Origin of the sequence: Sulfitobacter sp. 1A15299, from assembly GCF_043556915.1 — a bacterium.
Classification (GTDB): Bacteria; Pseudomonadota; Alphaproteobacteria; order Rhodobacterales; family Rhodobacteraceae; genus Sulfitobacter.
The window spans coordinates 1-15,901 of sequence record NZ_JBIFFJ010000043.1 but is presented as its reverse complement, the minus strand read 5'-3'; the positions used below and the strand labels follow the sequence as shown (position 1 = coordinate 15,901).

14 protein-coding genes are annotated in these 15,901 nt (G+C 54.5%); 10 read left to right on the top strand and 4 right to left on the bottom strand.

The features are described 5' to 3' along the window. Nucleotides 1-1,045 precede the first annotated feature (1,045 nt). The 4 genes from ACGYK7_RS18040 to ACGYK7_RS18025 all read right to left on the bottom strand — a co-directional run bounded on the left by ACGYK7_RS18040 (nucleotide 1,046) and on the right by ACGYK7_RS18025 (nucleotide 4,564). Nucleotides 1,046-2,491, bottom strand: coding sequence for a mannose-1-phosphate guanylyltransferase/mannose-6-phosphate isomerase (locus ACGYK7_RS18040; protein WP_394403775.1), 1,446 nt, complete (start codon nucleotides 2,489-2,491; stop codon nucleotides 1,046-1,048). A 327-nt stretch (nucleotides 2,492-2,818) separates the two neighbouring features. Continuing rightward, the gene (locus tag ACGYK7_RS18035) at nucleotides 2,819-3,013 is read right to left on the bottom strand and encodes a type II toxin-antitoxin system HicA family toxin (RefSeq protein WP_394403772.1); all 195 of its coding nucleotides are present in this window, start codon (nucleotides 3,011-3,013) and stop codon (nucleotides 2,819-2,821) included. Next, nucleotides 3,013-3,261 carry a DUF1902 domain-containing protein gene (locus ACGYK7_RS18030; protein WP_322346583.1) on the bottom strand — a complete coding sequence of 83 codons (249 nt, stop codon included), beginning with the start codon at nucleotides 3,259-3,261 and terminating at the stop codon, nucleotides 3,013-3,015. Before ACGYK7_RS18030 ends, ACGYK7_RS18035 begins: the two co-directional genes overlap by 1 nt. A 412-nt stretch (nucleotides 3,262-3,673) precedes the next feature. Then, the gene (locus ACGYK7_RS18025; RefSeq protein ID WP_394403771.1) at nucleotides 3,674-4,564 is read right to left on the bottom strand and encodes a hypothetical protein; all 891 of its coding nucleotides are present in this window, start codon (nucleotides 4,562-4,564) and stop codon (nucleotides 3,674-3,676) included. 421 nt (nucleotides 4,565-4,985) lie between these two features. Here ACGYK7_RS18025 and ACGYK7_RS18020 point away from each other — a divergent pair, with 421 nt between their 5' ends. The 10 genes from ACGYK7_RS18020 to ACGYK7_RS17975 form a co-directional block, all read left to right on the top strand. After that, a complete protein-coding gene (locus ACGYK7_RS18020) occupies nucleotides 4,986-5,249 on the top strand; it encodes a hypothetical protein (protein ID WP_394403770.1) in 264 nt (87 codons plus the stop codon). After that, nucleotides 5,236-5,535 (top strand): CcdB family protein, encoded by a 300-nt coding sequence (locus ACGYK7_RS18015; RefSeq protein ID WP_322346589.1) that lies wholly within the window; start codon nucleotides 5,236-5,238, stop codon nucleotides 5,533-5,535. Before ACGYK7_RS18020 ends, ACGYK7_RS18015 begins: the two co-directional genes overlap by 14 nt. A 271-nt stretch (nucleotides 5,536-5,806) precedes the next feature. After that, nucleotides 5,807-6,118 (top strand): hypothetical protein, encoded by a 312-nt coding sequence (locus ACGYK7_RS18010; protein WP_394403769.1) that lies wholly within the window; start codon nucleotides 5,807-5,809, stop codon nucleotides 6,116-6,118. 464 nt (nucleotides 6,119-6,582) lie between these two features. Continuing rightward, nucleotides 6,583-10,569: an amino acid adenylation domain-containing protein gene (locus ACGYK7_RS18005; protein ID WP_394403774.1), complete on the top strand. Its 3,987-nt coding sequence runs from the start codon at nucleotides 6,583-6,585 to the stop codon at nucleotides 10,567-10,569. A 98-nt stretch (nucleotides 10,570-10,667) separates the two neighbouring features. Then, entirely contained in the window at nucleotides 10,668-11,141 is a 474-nt protein-coding gene (locus tag ACGYK7_RS18000) for a MarR family winged helix-turn-helix transcriptional regulator (protein ID WP_394403768.1), read from the top strand. A gap of 178 nt (nucleotides 11,142-11,319) precedes the next feature. Then, the gene (gene rfbC, locus ACGYK7_RS17995; protein WP_322346596.1) at nucleotides 11,320-11,889 is read left to right on the top strand and encodes a dTDP-4-dehydrorhamnose 3,5-epimerase; all 570 of its coding nucleotides are present in this window, start codon (nucleotides 11,320-11,322) and stop codon (nucleotides 11,887-11,889) included. Further along, on the top strand, nucleotides 11,886-12,923 hold the full coding sequence (gene rfbB / locus ACGYK7_RS17990; RefSeq protein ID WP_394403767.1) for a dTDP-glucose 4,6-dehydratase: 1,038 nt from the start codon (nucleotides 11,886-11,888) through the stop codon (nucleotides 12,921-12,923). The genes rfbC and rfbB overlap by 4 nt, the downstream gene beginning before the upstream one ends. Further along, a complete protein-coding gene (gene rfbD, locus ACGYK7_RS17985; protein ID WP_394403766.1) occupies nucleotides 12,920-13,762 on the top strand; it encodes a dTDP-4-dehydrorhamnose reductase in 843 nt (280 codons plus the stop codon). The genes rfbB and rfbD overlap by 4 nt, the downstream gene beginning before the upstream one ends. 191 nt (nucleotides 13,763-13,953) lie before the next feature. Beyond that, the gene (locus tag ACGYK7_RS17980) at nucleotides 13,954-15,108 is read left to right on the top strand and encodes a DUF4214 domain-containing protein (RefSeq protein WP_394403765.1); all 1,155 of its coding nucleotides are present in this window, start codon (nucleotides 13,954-13,956) and stop codon (nucleotides 15,106-15,108) included. 218 nt (nucleotides 15,109-15,326) lie between these two features. Next, on the top strand, nucleotides 15,327-15,901 hold a 575-nt coding region (locus ACGYK7_RS17975), incomplete at its 3' end, for a glycosyltransferase family 2 protein (protein ID WP_394403764.1).

Genomic DNA, 15,901 nt, shown 5'->3' with positions numbered 1-15,901 from the left:
CCTCCCAAACAGGATGAATCACAATCAGACCATTTTGGGAATCCCCTACGATTCAGGTTTCGTTAGAAACGCTTTAGTATCCAACAAATAGGGCGAAGCAGCCAGCTCTTTGCCCCGCGCGTGCGATCAGCTTCTTTCCAAGTTAGCCGGGCCACAATCTTCTCCCAAAATCAATCCAGCCTCGACACACTGAGAGCGCAGCACCAAATCGTCACGGGCTTACCCCCTCATTCAACGCCAACCTTCGCCCGATCTGCAAGCGCTCGGATCACAAGTGCTGCATCAGACATAATGCATTCAGCCAGACGGGGAGTGGATGAGATGTCCCTTATCCCCATCTGCTCAAGGCACTCTAGCACTTCTGATAGCATTTCGGGGTCCAATGGGGCTTCCCCAAGGGTCATCTCTTTATATTTTGGCACCTTGTCGTTCCTAGATGCTTTGGAATCAATACTGCGGGCCCAAAGAGGAACAGGTCACAAGCCTCTGCGGGCATAGTCCCAGATGGGCTTCAGTTCCCCCTTGGCTCGCTAAAAATTAAACTTGTATATTAGAGCCAGACAAAAAGTACTCGAACAACCCGTCAAAGAAGTGAACAAATGAAGTATATTGCTCTTGCGGCCATACTCCTAATTTCCGCCTGCACTCCCTATAAAAAAGGAGAGCTTCCAATGATGTATGATCCAGAAACCGATGAGATGCGGCCTTGCGGCCACATCGGGATGCTCGGTGACTGCAAACACTACATGTGATGCCAAAAGCGCCAGATCAGATGGGCCGTCCTTCAAACTGCCCATTTCCGGTGCACACAATGATGTTGCCATTCTTCAAGGCCCGGACAAAAGCGCCCTGAACTTGGATGTACTTGCTAACTAAAATTGTTCGAACCATGGGAACCCCCTCCAAGGTAAAGGAATTCAACCTATAGCCCCTGGTCCGATTTCAGTAAAGCCATTCCGCCTGCCAAAGCCGTGCGCTTAGAGGCCTAAACCAGCCTCCAAGCACACCTCTCTATCTCGTTTAGGCAAACCAATTAGAGCCAAAGTTAACCCTTTGCCCCCTGCCCGCGCGCATAAACATCTTCGTAACGAATGATGTCATCCTCCCCCAGATAGCTGCCGGTTTGTACCTCGATCAAAACCATCGGGACCTTGCCAGGGTTCTCCATACGGTGCGTTGCGCCCAACGGAATGTAGACAGACTCGTTTTCGCTTACGAGCTTCACCTCATCTCCAATGGTCACCCTTGCCGTACCCTCCACGACGATCCAGTGTTCCGAGCGATGATGATGGCTTTGCAAGCTCAAGGCCGCACCCGGGTGCACTGAAATCTTTTTAACTTGGAAGCGGCCGCCCACAACAAGGCTCTGGAACCAGCCCCAAGGCCGATAATCGCGCGGCAGCGTTTCCGCCTGCGCCACCCCTTTGGCCTTCAATGCAGCCACCGCTTTCTTAACGTCCTGAGCCCGATCTTTATGCGCGACCAGCACCGCGTCAGGCATCGCCACCGCAATGATGTCCTTCAGGCCAATACCAACCAGTTGTTGTTGTGGGTCCTCCGCGCGCAACAGGGTATCGTGACAATCAATCGCCGTCGCCGACGATGTTGTCACCACACCCGTTTCATCCGGTCCAGCCTCACGCCAAACAGCGTCCCAGCCGCCCAAATCAGACCAAGCGCCGCTGTAAGGAACCACGGTCAGGTTCTCAGCTTTTTCCATGATCGCATAGTCAATTGAATCATCGGCAACTTGTGCCCAAGCCTCCGGTGCCAGTCGCGTAAAGCCAAGATCCTGCTCAGACTGCTCCACTGAGAGACGCACTTGCGCGAGCATTTCAGGGGCATGGGCCTCAAAAGCAGCGATGATCGCTTTGACCGAAAATAGGAAAATACCTGCATTCCACAGATACTGTCCCCCCTTAAACATGACTTCCGCCGTCGCGAGATCAGGCTTTTCGACAAAACCCTTAAGCGGCTGCGGCACGGCATCAAAATCTGCGCTTGGTTGGCTCATCTCAAGCCACCCATAGCCCGTCTCTGGGCGGTCCGGGCGGATACCGAATGTAACAAGCTGACCGTCCTGCGCGGCAGAAGTCGCAGCCTGCACCGCCGCTCGGAAGGCTGCCGCGTCGGGGATCACATGATCTGACGGCGCAACCAACATCAGTGCCTCGGGAGCCCTGGCCTCCAGACTTAAAGCCGCGGCCAAGATTGCTGGCGCCGTATTGCGCCCCTCAGGCTCAATCAGAATGCCCGCAGGCGCAATCTCAACAGCCGCCAGTTGTTCGGTAACAACAAAACGAAAGTCAGCCCCCGTCAGGATCACCGGGGGCGCAAACCCCTCTCCGCTCAGCCGCTGCGCAGACGCTTGGAACAGGCTGCTGTCCCCCATCAACTTTGCGAACTGCTTTGGATAACTCTTGCGCGATAGCGGCCAAAGCCGCGTCCCCGAGCCGCCAGCCAAAAGGATCGGGTGAACAACATGAGGCATAAAAATATCCTTGCGGGTCAAAAATGGACGGCATTCTGGTGTGCTCTTACCAGACCATAGATCTGGCACCCCAACACTTCCAGTGCGATCCAAATCATCGTGGGAATCTTAATGGGTCGCGACAGAGGCACCGGGAATACCACCCCAGTGGCGCAGCGTGAAGATACGCCCAACTTCATCGTTGATGCATCGGTGTTGGCTTCCGGTCGCCGAAAGCTTGCGGGGAAGGGCTACAGACCATTTTCAGGCGCCAGTAGGCACGTGCAAGCTGGCCGACCTCAAACGTCAAATTTCTCTGCCAACCCAATGGCGCGCTCGGCACAGAAATTAGGGGAGCTTTGGCAGACCTGCATCTTTGAGAATGCTGTTGGCCGTGTGTTTGCTGAGCATATTTCGCGGCACCGTCAAAGTAGGCCGGCTCTTATGCTTCCATTTTTCGTGGGATCCTTTCCCACCTTTTTTCATTTTATAGCCAGCAGATGCAAGCAACTCAACAACGTCGTTATAAAAGCCCTTGACCATTACGCAGCGGCAAACGAACCGTGACTTGGCGGCTGGAAGATAATGGACGATACCATATCAATCAGCGACTTCTTGGCTAAGTCTTGCTTGGTAACATGGTTATCCAACACCATCTGCGGCGCTAAATCTTCCATCAGTTCAATGAACTCGGCAATCGTAGCGGCCTCAATGTGGAGGCCTACGATGTCCGATTCAGAGTAGAACACCTTCGCGTCTTCATCCCACAAAGCTTTGACATAAAAGCGCATTTACAGTTCCTCGTCATAAGCTTTAGCCTTCTGCGCAGGCTGATCCAGAGCCAACATTACCTTTGACTCGTCGTTATGATATGGCGTGATGCAATCACTTAGACAAGACTTCACTAAAAAATGTGAACACTAATCATTCTACTGCCCATGAACCCAGGCACACATTCGTTTGGCCACAGCGCCCGAATAAACTGGCCTTTGTCCTGCCCCGCGGCTCTAATCCCCTCGCCCCGTCCATAACACAATGACCGCGCAGATGAGCACCCCTACTGTACTTTCTGTGCCCCCAAAGCGCGCAACGCAGGACTGATGGAGTAGCCGTCTCCAGACCATAGATCTGGCGCCCCAACACTTCCAGTGCGATCCAAATCATCGTGGGGATCTTCAGGAAAGATTAAACAGTCCGCCGCACTCAACAGCGGCCTTGGAGGGCTGTTTTTGTCCACGGCGGGCGCTCAGAATCCAACTCTCCTTCCCAGAGCGGGGCTGGACGCATAGCAGGCACAAGCGCAAATGGATCACGACAATAACGCGCTATGAAACGCTGTATATCTTCGCCCGCCCCTGCAGCGACATGCTCCCACGCCACCTCGCCAGAGAAGACGTTACCGCCAAACTTTGCGTAAGACCTCTCCAAGCGCAGCAAAGCGGAGGCTCCAACATCCTCAAAAACCAACAGCCGCGGGATATAGCCTGAGGCGTAGCTTTCAGAGGCCATAAGCAGAGCCTCCTTCCACCTCCAACTCTTGATAAACGCTTCCGTTACAGAGCTCCTAAACTGATAAACGTAAGGCCTTCGCAGACCTGACAGCATAGGCTCATCTTGCTCTCTTCTTGGAAGAGGTGCCGCGACGGGCAAAGCGTCACACCCCAGTGCGATCATGGCAACAGTCGCCTGCAGCCTTTGTATCTCGCTTCGCATCTGCTCTTGGAAATTCACAGGTGAGAGTAGCCCATCCTTACCTGCACCCAACCATAGATTCAGTGCAGCTGCTTGGGATTTGAACTCTCGCACGGCATGCAAACAAAAAAGCAGCTCATCATAGCTTTCAATCTCGCAGCGCGCTTCTGCAGCCAAAGCCCGCCAGTCCACCCCGGCTAAAGGTTTCGAGAACCAGTTTGGTGGGATATCCCTCAGAGCCTGCTCAGGACGCGCTTGTTCGGGCAGATGCCGCAACTGCTTTGGCGCCAAAAACTCCGCCTCCATCACAGCGACCAGATGTATCAATGTGTGATTAGCCCTATCGCGCATTGCTTTCGCATCTGCTGTCTCAGCACCGCGGTGCGCACGATAGTTCTCCATAGCAACTTCCTTTGCTCGCTCAGCCGATCAACAAGGGGGCACACTTTTAGAACGATACACCCAAACGGTTAGGTGGCCGCAACCCGTACTGAACACTCGTAGCAATGGTTTATTGCTTGGCACTCTGGCAGGGGTTTATAGGGCGCGCATCGACCAATCAGCAGTTTTAGCGGAGAACTTTCCCTGGAATTAAGACGCCGTAAAAGAGGAGCTCCTTCTGGCCAAGATATCTGCCCGACCGACTGGCTTTCTCCAATCCACCGAACCGAAGGAGCTTTTTGCTTTATTAAACCGAAACATACCAAGCTGCGCTCTGCGCGCGGGTGATGGGAGCTACATTCGGCAGCCGAAACATATTCGCAACTTGAAGCGCACTGACATCAGGTGTATATTGTTAGTGCATAATGATGCTGGAGGCCTCATGAGCAATCTGACAATAAGACTGCACCCTGATGAAAAAGCACAACTAAAAGCGTGGGCAGCTGCCCGAGGCACAAGCACGACCGATTACATCAAAGCCCTTGTTGCCGCGGATATGGCGGCTGGAAGCCCTCAAAAGCGCGCTGCTGCATGGTTCCGCGAGAATGAAGTTGCGATTGCCGATGAAGCAGAGCAGATCAAAAGCAGCGGCGTCCCAGGCGCTCATTTGGCCCTAAACCACCCAGGGCCCGATGCAAAAATTTGACATCTTCGAAATCGCTGGTGATCTCTACCTGGTTGTTCAAGCCGATCATTTACTAGATCTAAACACAGTCGTCCTTTTGCCGGTCTTGCCAAACGACGAGCTTCCGCCACTGTCGAAGCTCACCGTTGATACAAAAATTGCGAGTAGCGCTTTTCGCATTCGAACCCACATGCCACTCACCGTCGAGGCCAATCGAATACGCCACCTTGACCCAGTCCATCAGCTTTCTGCGGAAGAGGGACACAAGGTGATGGATGGTCTCTATGCGATTCTTTGGGGGCTATAAATAGCCCCTTCGCATTCAGGCGGCGCCGAAGATGCGCGCCGTTTCGGTTTGATGGTCCGTGTCAAGTGCAGGGCGCAGGCCGCCTCCGAATGACCGCGATTTGAGCAAGCTTGCTAATAGGTAGCCTTCCGCACGCCCTCTTCATCGAGCGGATAGGCGGCTGTCGAGCGGTATGGCCGCGAACGTCCGCAGGCTGCTGCTTCTTTGACGCACGTTGCGGATGAGTCGCCCATTTCATAATGTGATCTTATGCAAAAAGGTGCCTGGCCCAGTGTTTAAGAAGATCGCGAATTTCTACTCTCAAAGTCTTAGGATCGATCTGGTTCCTGCCAGTCTCCTTGCTGAGCTCAGCCCTGACAATGAAACCTACCGCTTTGCGGCAGAAAGAGGCGACTTCGTGGTCTGCGTTGCACAAGGGGAACCTCAAGAAAGCGTATATATTGCACTTGCAGAGCAAATCTTTTCTCAGCTTTCTGAAGCACGAGACTTGTTTGAACGCTTACACGCCGCACATCCCGCGGCCGCATTCTTTGACTTCGTTGCCGACCCTGCTGGAGGTGAGGCTTTTAAAAAATATCAATAAGCTTCAAGGCCTTAATTTCCCCACATTCCCCTATTAAGCGAGCGGCCGGGAGCGAGGGAATGAACATATTTTCGAACAAGCGCGCGTCGGGTGGGCGGACCCTCCGCGCGATCATCACAGGCGCATTTATGGCCTCGATAACATTTACCATAGGGCACCACTTGGCAGCATTAGATAAAGCCTATGCTGTACAAACTACTGCCGCTCCAGTGACTGTGGCGCAAGCTGACACCCAGGATATGCCCGCGGCCGTCACAACCCCGGTACGCCTCGCCAGCCTCAGCTGCTCAGGATCGCATTTCCCCTTTTAAACATATGCATATTCACCATCCCTCCCAGCCATGCTGAGCCATGCTTTTGCGCTGACCCTCTAATTCAGCCAAGAGGCATCCGGCGGCGCACAGCTATATAAAAATGCCCCCTGCGCGGTCATCACGTAGAAATTGTGTTCTTTTTTAGGCGCAATGCGCTTATGCTGGTCAATATTAAACGTTGAGATTTTACGAGTGAATTTCCAAACCCAGTCCGTGCCCTTGACGCCTGTTCAAGAGGCTATGGTGGCCGCATCTTCAAAGCGGCCATGGTTATATCTTGAACAAATTGTCTGCCACCTTGCTCAAGAATGCTTGAACCCCGACATCCTTGTGGCGGCTTTTCAAAGTCTCGTTGAACAGTCTCCCGTCCTCCGGCTGGCGATACATTCACGAGGAGCAGCACCTCCAACACAGCATATAGCGACGCCTCAAGATGTGGCCGTCGAAACGCTCGATTGGGCTCCTGTCTCACCGGATGATATACGCCAACAGCTTCAAGCATTTCTGGAAACTGACCGCGCCAAAGGCTGCCCGCTCGACGCAGCCCCCTGCTTTCGGCTCACCCTAATACGGACCGGGCCGGCCTCCAGTATCTTAGTTTGGTCTTTCCCGCACGCTTTGCTCGACGGGCGCAGCTTCGCTCCTCTATTGGCTCAGGCCTTTATCAACTATGAGGCCATAGAGGCCGGGCGTCCTTCGCCTATTGCGCCTGAGGTTTCAAACGACGTCTTCTTGCATCACTGCGCTACATCGGAAGCTTTGGATCATGCCGCGGGAGAAGCTTATTTTGCCCGAACCCTTGAAGACTGGGAGGGTGACACGGGCCTCATTGATTTTCGCCAAGAGCCAGGTCGTAAAGAGACACTGACCCAGCAGTTAACTACGCACGAAACAAAAGCTCTGGTTTCCTTGGCAAAAGCCACGGGTGTGACCCTCAGCACAGTGGTTTGCGCAGCTTGGGGCATTGTGCTTGCGCGATTTACAGGCCGCGCGGATGCTGTCTTTGGCATGACTCTCAGCGGAAGGCACCTGCTTGAGAACACCAAAACGGCCCTTGGGTGCTTCATCGTTACGGTCCCTTTTCGCGTTAAGCTGGACCAAGACCTATCCATCGGCACGCTCTTGCGTAGCGTCCGCAAAGGTCAGCTTGAGATACGCCCCTTTGAACATACACCGCTCGCAGGTTTGCGGCGTCTTACGAAGGTTCCACCAGGCAAACCATTGCTTGAATCTTCGCTAATGTTCGAGACAGCCTCTCTTGATGTGCGCATGCAAGACTATGGCGACGCATGGCAACACCGCCGCGTGGAGCTGCATGAAGAGGATGACCTTCCCCTTACTGTCGCGGCCTATCAAGATGAGGCGCTGCGGCTCGAGGTGGAGTATGACGGCAAACAGGTGCCCCAAGCCCCTCGCCTGGCCCGCTACTTAAAGAACCTGCTCTGCGCGCTGGCGAATGCCGCCCCGACAACACAGTTGGCTCAGCTCTCCATGCTCGATGATGGCGAGAGGCAGCGTCTCGAACTCCTCGCCAGCGCAACAGATACAAGAGTATCTGAGCCCTGTTGCATCACCGCCTTTGAACGACAAGTAGCTCACGGGCCTGACCGCACGGCTTTAGAGCGGATTGGGGGCGGCAAACTAACCTACGGCGAGCTTGATGCAGCATCCAATGCGCTCGCCCAACGTCTTATAGATCGGGGGATCGCTCACGGCGATGTGGTTGGCATCTGCGCCACACGCAGCCCGGCCTTCGTAGTGGCCATTCTCGCGATTTGGAAAGCAGGCGCGGCCTTTGTGCCGATGGACCCGACCTATCCGAAGACAACTCTCGACATCATGGCAAAAGACAGCGGCGCCAAAATCATTCTAACAGATCCCGACGCTCCGCTGTTCAATTTGGCGACGCTGGCATTAAGCTACGAACAAATGCAAGAGCGCCAAGCGTCCGCACCAGATCGCGGCCATATGAGCGAGCACCGGAACGCCTACATTCTATTTACGTCCGGCACCACAGGGCGCCCTAAAGGTGTTGTGGTTTCACAGGCATCTCTCGCCGCTCACGCCGCAGCCGTCACTAAGCTGTTCGATCTATCTCCTGAAGATCGGGTCTTGCAGTTTGCAAGCCTCAGCTTCGACGTCGCAATCGAAGAGATCATTCCGACGCTTCTTTCTGGGGCCGCTTTGCTGCTCCGCAGCCCTGAAATGTCCCAATCTATCTCAGCATTTCTGCAAGCCTGCGAGACACATCGCATAACTTTGCTCAACCTACCAACGGGCTTCTGGGTGGAGCTTACCCTTTTCTTAAAAACCCATGATAGCCTTGTGCCGCCTCATCTGCGCATGGTCATCGTAGGAGGTGAGCGCGTCCCCCTATCGATCTTGCGCAGGTGGCGCGATATCGCGCCTAAGGTCAGATGGATCAACGGATATGGCCCTACAGAAACCACCATCACGTGCACGGCTTATGAAGTAACGGATGATCGCCCTTTGCGGCATTCTGTTCCGATCGGTCGCCCGCTTGCGCACGCCTGCGCATGGGTTCTGGCAGCCGATGGGTCTTTCGCTCCAATGGGGGCTCAAGGCGAGCTTTGCATTTCCGGCCCCGCTGTCGCCGAAGGCTATGTGATTGATGAGGATGCGAAGCGCACAGGCTTCCAAACCCATAAGGGCACTTTAGCGGGACGCAGTTACCGCACCGGGGATCGGGTGTACTGGCAAGACGGGCTTTTGAACTTTGTTGGGCGGATGGATCGTCAGCTCAAAGTTCGGGGCTTCCGGATCGATCCCAATCAAATCGAAAGCCTGTTAGAAGAGCGGCGCGACGTGGCACGTGCTTATGTTGCTGTTCCAGATGACAAGACTGGAAGACTGGTGGCTTGGTACTCTGCGGCCCGTGCAACGGCCCCACCCTCAGAACAAGACATCCAAGCCGATCTCTCTCAAAAACTTCCTCCCCACATGTTGCCAGACCTCTCTTACGTAGAAACTTGGCCGCGCACCCCAGGGGGCAAGATTGATGTGGCAGCCCTCCCGATCCCCCAAGACGCGGTTCAGAGCCCAGAGACACAACTCAAAACCGACAGCCCCCATACCCGCCGGATAGCAGAACTTTTTGAAGCTGTACTGGAAACCAGCCCCGTTGCCGCAGACAGCTCATTTTTTGATCTCGGTGGCAATTCTCTTTCAATTCTGCGCCTCAACACCCTTCTGGAGAAGACCTTTGACACGCCCGTTGACCCAAGCCTACTCTATCAAGATCCGAGCCCGGCTGGCATCGCAAAGCTGATCACAACCAAAGCCGAGGATCGATCCTGCGTCATCCCCTTACAGCCTAAAGGAGGGCGCACGCCGCTTTACGCGATACATGCATTGGGAGAGAACAATTCCTTTTTCCTACCTTTGGCGAACGCACTGAACCCCAACCAACCCTTGTTCGGCATTACAATTGGGATACGCAAAGAAGGGCTGCCATCAACGGTTGAAGCCTTAGCCGCATTCTACGTAGAGCAGATCAACCAGCATCGGCCCAAAGGGCCAGTCTCCCTTGTGGCGGTATCGGTCAGCAGCTTCATTACATTTGAAGTGGCTCAGCAACTCCTCGCCGCAGGCCGCGATGTGCAGGCCCTAATATTCCTTGATGCCAGCGGACCTGATGGGCGCATCCGGAAAGGCCGCCTCGGGCATAGATGGGTGCATTTCAAAAACCTTCTCAAACAAGGCAAACCCTATCTCGACAAGCTTAAGCAAGAACGGCGCGGCGAAAGGCTTCATGCTGAAGAGATGGCCAGGCTAAAAGAAGCCGGCCCGGAAGGACCTCCTGCCTACGATGAAGCGCGCTCTGTTGCCCAGTTTGTCGCATTAAGCGAACTGGCCATTTCAAACTATGTACCAGCCCCTTACCCGCGCAAGCTCACCATCTTCAAAGCCGACGACCCTTTTGATGCCAAGGCCGTCTTCGCAAATGGACTTGGCTGGAAAAGCGTTGCAAAAGCCGGCTTTGATATAATCCAGGTCAAGGGCGGCCACATTACGATGCTGTACCCCCCTCACGTCGAAGAGTTGGCGCAACACATCACAAAAGCGCTTTGCGCCCCGGCGGCAAACAACGGGTTGGTGCCAAAAGTAGGATCGTGACAGAATGTGACGGTGCAACTTTGGCTGAGGCTTAGGAACAGCTTTAATTCATATGCCTCTCTTAGTATTGCCTGCACGACAAACGACCAAGGTCCTTCATGCAACCCATAGACTCCAATAGCACCCTATTCTTACTACTTGATATCACTCGCATATTGCGACTGGAGTTTGAGCGAAAAATACAGAAGGCCGCACTCGGCATCACCCCAAGTGAAGCACGAACATTGGCAAATATCGCCCGCTTCGGCCCCTTGAACCAGAACAAACTAAGCGATCTAACGGGCTTTGGGGCAATGAGCGCCGCGCGCGTTTTGAAAAATCTTGAGGCCGCAGGCCTGGTGTCCCGCAGCGCTGACCCGAATGACCGTCGCGCCAAAATAGTTCAGGTCACCCAGAAAGCAGCCCCGCTCCTGACGGCTCTAAAAGGCGTAGGGGAAGAGGTAGACGCTGTCACACGCGGTGACATGTCTCTCGAAGATTGGACGTCTTTGCAAAGCATGTTGCAGAAGGTACGCCAAACACAGCTAACCGCATATCGCAGCAGGCGCACAGCCGAAGACACGCCGGAATGAACTTGAGCGCGCTTTAAGTGCGACAATGCCCTGAAGAGCATTTACGGCTTCCAGTACTAAAAACGCAAAGAGTGCCGCCTAAAAAAACCCGCAAGCATAGCTCAACGCCAAGGGCTGTTGCATCTATCAAAGAGCGCGTAAAAACGCAGATAAGGTCGATTATAATAACGGGTATATGATGCAGATAGAAGAAACGTCCCTGCCTGGCGTATTGATCCTGACCCCAACCCGCCACGGGGACGCACGCGGCTTTTTTAGCGAAAGCTGGAATGCTCAAACATTGGCCGCCGCCGGGATCAATCATCACTTTGTGCAAGACAACCACTCGTTATCGATGGCGCCCAACACCTTACGCGGCCTGCATTTCCAAACCCCTCCCCATGCCCAAACAAAGCTGGTGCGCTGTGGGAGAGGAGCGCTTTACGATGTGGCAGTAGATATCCGACATGGCTCACCAAATTTTGGGAAGTGGGTTGGCGTTGAACTCAGCTTTGAGAATGGCCGCCAACTATTGATCCCGGCTGGCTTCATGCATGGGTTCATCACCCGCGCGCCGATGACTGAAATCATCTACAAATGCACCGATACCTATGCTCCAGAGTGCGATGCGGCCGTCCGCTGGGACGATCCGGCGCTCAACATTGATTGGGGCCTTGAAGGGGGCGCGCCGGTCCTGTCCGATAAAGACGCAACAGCGCCTCTTCTCGCAGAGCACGCCGCGCATTTTACCTGGGAGCGCCCCTCATGAAGTTGCTGGTCACCGGGGGAGCCGGTTTTATCGGGTCTGCCGTGGTGCGGCTTGCGTTGACCAGAGGGCATGCGGTGGTGAACGTAGACGCGCTAACCTATGCCGCCTGCCTCGATAACCTGAATGATGTCGCAGGTATGCCTGAATATGCCTTCGAACATGCTGACATCCGAGATGGCAAGGCATTGGCGCAGATCTTTACCAATCACCAGCCCGATGCGGTGCTGCACCTTGCGGCCGAAAGCCATGTCGATCGTTCCATTGATGGGCCTGGGGCATTTATCGATACAAATGTAACTGGCACATATTCCTTGCTGCAAGCCGCGCGGGCGTACTGGGAGGCGCATGGTCGCCAAACCAGTTTCCGGTTTCACCACGTCTCGACTGACGAGGTATACGGAAGTCTCGGCACCGAAGGATACTTTACCGAAGACACCCCCTATGCCCCCAATAGCCCCTATTCAGCTTCAAAGGCAGCCTCCGACCATCTCGTGCGTGCCTGGAGCGAAACTTACGGCTTACCGGTTCTGATCACCAATTGCTCCAACAATTATGGCCATCATCACTTCCCCGAAAAACTAATCCCCGTGGTGATCCTCAACGCTTTGGCGGGCAAGCCAATCCCGGTGTATGGTACGGGCGAGAATGTGCGCGATTGGCTCTACGTCGATGATCACGCCGACGCTCTGCTGACAGTTCTCACAAAAGGCGCTCCCGGGCGGACTTATAATATTGGGGGCAATGCCGAAGCCCGCAACATTGATCTGGTGCGTCAGATTTGTACGCTGTTGGATGAGCTGCATCCAGCGGACCACCCCTATGCCGATCTCATCACCTTCGTCGAGGATCGCCCCGGTCACGATGCACGGTATGCGATTGACGCCAGTCGCATCCGAGAAGAACTCGGCTGGCGACCCTCCGTGACCCTTGAGGAGGGCTTGCGCCGTACGGTGACGTGGTACCTCAACAATCCCGAATGGTGGCAAGCGCTGCAACAGCGTGACGGGGTCGGCAATCGGCTGGGCCGAGCATGAGCCTGCTGGTTTTCGGCTCAACAGGGCAACTCGCCGCGGCGCTGCGCTCAAGCGCGCCAGATGCACTATTCCTCAATCGAGAAGCTGCCGATCTGACAAAACCCGATACATGTGCAGCAGCAATACATGCCGCACAGCCCTCAGCGGTGATTAACGCTGCAGCTTACACGGCGGTTGATCGCGCTGAGGAAGAAGAAGCGCTGGCCACTACCATAAACGCAACAGCTCCCGGGGCCATGGCGCGTGCCTGCGCTGACGCCTCTATCCCGTTCTTACATGTTTCAACAGATTACGTGTTTGAGGGCAGCGGGCAACGTCCCTGGCGCCCCGAAGACCCGGTTTCCCCTTTAAACGCCTATGGGCGCAGCAAGGCCGCGGGAGAAGCCGCGGTCCGCGCTGCAGGAGGAGCGCATGCAATCTTGCGCACTTCTTGGGTATTCTCCGCCACGGGCCGGAATTTTGTGACTGCCATGCTTGAGCTTGCACAAAAGCGCGACCAGTTGAATGTGGTGGATGACCAGATCGGTGGGCCGACCCCTGCGTGCGCTATTGCACAGGCCTTACTCAAAATGGCTGAAGCAATGATCGCGGGCCAAGGCGGCGGCACCTATCACTTCGCCGGAGCGCCCTTCGTAAGCTGGGCAGGCTTCGCGCGCGAAATATTTGCCTGCTCAGGGCAAAATGTGGCTGTCTCCGGCATACCCGCCTCCGCGTATCCCACAACAGCGCAGAGACCTTTGAACTCTCGGCTGGACTGCACCTCCTTGGAAGCAGACTTTGGCATTCAGCCGCCAGATTGGCGCGCTAAACTGGCTGAAGTCGTGGAGGAATTGGTCTAACGCAACTGCTGTAACCGAGGCAAAGTTTTGAAGCGTTTAAAGCCAAGCACCCTATAGAGTTGACCCGCCCCCACTCGTTCCCCATTCTAGCCGCCTCCGCCTGCAAAATGGCACTCGACCACCCGATCGACTGAAGCTCAAATAGAAATAGGCCCCTGCATCGCGCGCATAGGCTTTAGAGGATATTTTCCATGGAATACAAACTCCTAGGCCCGAAGTGGGGCCCCGCGGAACTTGGCGAAGCTGGGGGTGTGGTGTACTGGAGCTTCGCCACTTCTCAAGGTGATATCATCAACTTTAGCGAAAGCATTACAGGTGCAGAGCAAAGAGATGTCATACGCCAAGCATTTCAGATGTGGGAAGACGTTGCAGACATTGATTTTATCGAAGTGTCTGACGATCGAGACGTCAATATCCGCCTCGGATATGAAGACATTGACGGTCCGGGCGGGACCCTTGGCCTTGCATATTATCGATATAGCAACACGAGCTTTATAGAAGCCGAAATCGGTTTTGACAGGGCCGAAATCGGGCGGCAAACAATAGAACAGTTCTTTGAAACCGCCATACATGAGGTGGGGCACGCGATAGGCCTTGACCACTCTGACGCCCCTAATTCGATTATGCTCCCCAGAGGCTATACTGGACCTGTTCTTAGCAGCGGAGACATTGCAGGCATTCAGGAAATATATGGCCCAAAGCCGAGCACAGGACCAAAAGACAACATATCGGTCAAAATCGGGACCCCAGCGGATGATTTGATGATCGCGACTTCTGAGATCGACACTTATAGCGGTCTAGAAGGGATCGATACCGTTAGGTTTGAAGGGCTCTCGGACTCCTTTCAGATAACCGATGGCGCCAATGCAAACACATTCACCGTTCGCAACCTCACAGATGACAGCCTGGATAGCTTGTTGAGCATCGAACGGCTACAGTTTGATGATGGGTTTATTGCCTTCGACGAGTTCGGCAATGCCGGGAAAGCTTACCGGTTGTACCAAGCCGCATTTGATCGAAAACCCGATCCAGAAGGCCTCGGGTTTTGGATCGACAACTACGACCAAGGTAACGTCAACCTCGTTCAAATGGCTGAATACTTCATGCAATCTGAAGAGTTTTCGGGTGCCTATGGAGACCCGGCATCCCTCTCCGATCAAGCATTCTTAACACTACTCTACAATAACGTGCTGGACCGCGACCCAGACCAAGCAGGGTATGATTTTTGGACCGCGGAACAGGAAAAAGGGATCAGCCGCGCCGAAACAATGCAGTACTTCTCTGAGAGCACCGAGAATATATCCAAGACCACAGCGGCAATTGATGATGGTATCTGGTACGTTTAACAGCGTTGCCAAATTGCTGATGCGCTAGCTTCCACCACAGACCGATTAGCTCCCCCCACCCAAAAAAAATAGAGGCACGCTGCAAGACAAGCTTGGGCGTGCCATTGCGGGCATCCCGCCACCGCCTTAAGCCCAACTCCGACCTTAATGAGGCCATATTCTAACGGTAGCTCCATCTCAAAGGTGAACGAAAGTAGATAAACTAAGGTGGTGGCCCTATGCTGATCTCCGTTGTCGTGCCCTGCATGAACGAAGAAGCGTCAATTCCGGTTCTGGTAGACCGTCTTGCCCAGGTGATCGCTCCATACGGCCCACGCGCAGAAATCCTACTGGTCGATGATGGCTCTACAGATGGGACCTGGGCCGAAATCGAACGCGCACAAGCAACCTGCTCCTGCCTACGCGGCCTCAAACTCTCAGCAAACCGTGGCCACCAGATCGCACTCACCGCAGGGCTCGAAGCAGCTCAAGGGGAGCGTATTTTTATGCTCGATGCTGATCTACAAGACCCGCCAGAGCTGCTGAGCGATATGATGAGCATGATGGACCAAGGCTATGATGTGGTCTACGGACGACGTCACGAACGCCAAGGTGAGACGCTGTTCAAACGCGCAACCGCCTGGGCATTCTACCGCACCCTAAATGCAATGTCCGATGTCGACATCCCTCGTGACACCGGCGACTTTCGTTTGGTTAACCGCAAAACCCTCGATGCCGTTTTGTTGATGCCAGAGCGCGCGCGCTTCGTGCGGGGCATGTTTGCTTGGGCAGGCTTTCGCCAAATCGGCATCGA

Bases quoted from the DNA above. Each gene is read 5' to 3' on its own strand.
- ACGYK7_RS18040 (WP_394403775.1), bottom strand. From the start codon at position 2,491: ATGCCTCATGTTGTTCACCCGATCCTTTTGGCTGGCGGCTCGGGGACG.
- ACGYK7_RS18035 (WP_394403772.1), bottom strand. From the start codon at position 3,013: ATGGTCAAGGGCTTTTATAACGACGTTGTTGAGTTGCTTGCATCTGCT.
- ACGYK7_RS18030 (WP_322346583.1), bottom strand. From the start codon at position 3,261: ATGCGCTTTTATGTCAAAGCTTTGTGGGATGAAGACGCGAAGGTGTTC.
- ACGYK7_RS18025 (WP_394403771.1), bottom strand. From the start codon at position 4,564: ATGGAGAACTATCGTGCGCACCGCGGTGCTGAGACAGCAGATGCGAAA.
- ACGYK7_RS18020 (WP_394403770.1), top strand. From the start codon at position 4,986: ATGAGCAATCTGACAATAAGACTGCACCCTGATGAAAAAGCACAACTA.
- ACGYK7_RS18015 (WP_322346589.1), top strand. From the start codon at position 5,236: ATGCAAAAATTTGACATCTTCGAAATCGCTGGTGATCTCTACCTGGTT.
- ACGYK7_RS18005 (WP_394403774.1), top strand. From the start codon at position 6,583: ATGCGCTTATGCTGGTCAATATTAAACGTTGAGATTTTACGAGTGAAT.
- ACGYK7_RS18000 (WP_394403768.1), top strand. From the start codon at position 10,668: ATGCAACCCATAGACTCCAATAGCACCCTATTCTTACTACTTGATATC.
- rfbC (WP_322346596.1), top strand. From the start codon at position 11,320: ATGCAGATAGAAGAAACGTCCCTGCCTGGCGTATTGATCCTGACCCCA.
- rfbB (WP_394403767.1), top strand. From the start codon at position 11,886: ATGAAGTTGCTGGTCACCGGGGGAGCCGGTTTTATCGGGTCTGCCGTG.
- rfbD (WP_394403766.1), top strand. From the start codon at position 12,920: ATGAGCCTGCTGGTTTTCGGCTCAACAGGGCAACTCGCCGCGGCGCTG.
- ACGYK7_RS17980 (WP_394403765.1), top strand. From the start codon at position 13,954: ATGGAATACAAACTCCTAGGCCCGAAGTGGGGCCCCGCGGAACTTGGC.